1 protein-coding gene is annotated in these 594 nt (G+C 36.5%); it reads left to right on the forward strand.

Going from position 1 to position 594, the window contains the following annotated elements; translation table 11 throughout:
- Positions 1-594, forward strand: a 594-nt coding sequence (locus Q0975_RS28350) for an alginate export family protein (RefSeq protein WP_299444367.1), incomplete at both ends; no start/stop codon positions are given.

Here is a 594-nt window from a genome sequence, read left to right on the forward strand (position 1 = left end):
GCAAAACCTGCTAAAGGACTGAAGGTAGCACTAAATTTATATGCGCAGACAGGAAAATTCACTGAAACTGTTGATTTATCAGCTTATAATGCTGGTCTAGAAGTTACCTATAAGCCCGGAAAAACATTATTCGGTATTGGAGCAGAATTACTTAGTGGAGATGATAATGGAGGAAGCGATGGAGAGATCAAGTCTTTTTTCCCGATTTTTGGAACAAACCATAAATTCAATGGATATATGGATTATTTCTATGTGGGTAATCATGCTAACAATGTTGGATTACAAGATATATATGCTAAAGCGGTTATTAAAACAGGGAAATCCAATAGCTTACTAGCTAAACTTCATTATTTCTCTGCTGCAGAAGACATTGCAGGAACGGATGATAAATACTTAGGCACGGAACTGGATCTTGTATTTACCCAAAAAATATTACCATATGCTACCTTAAAAATAGGATACTCTCATATGTTCGCTGGTGATAGTATGGAGATTCTTAAAGGAGTTGCTACTCCTAGTGGAGTACAAAACTGGGGATGGGCGATGTTAGTAGTAAAACCTAACTTCTTAAAATGGAGTCCTAAACCAACAGAA

The sequence above is a fragment of the uncultured Aquimarina sp. genome (assembly GCF_947500065.1).
In the GTDB taxonomy this organism is placed as follows: domain Bacteria; phylum Bacteroidota; class Bacteroidia; order Flavobacteriales; family Flavobacteriaceae; genus Aquimarina.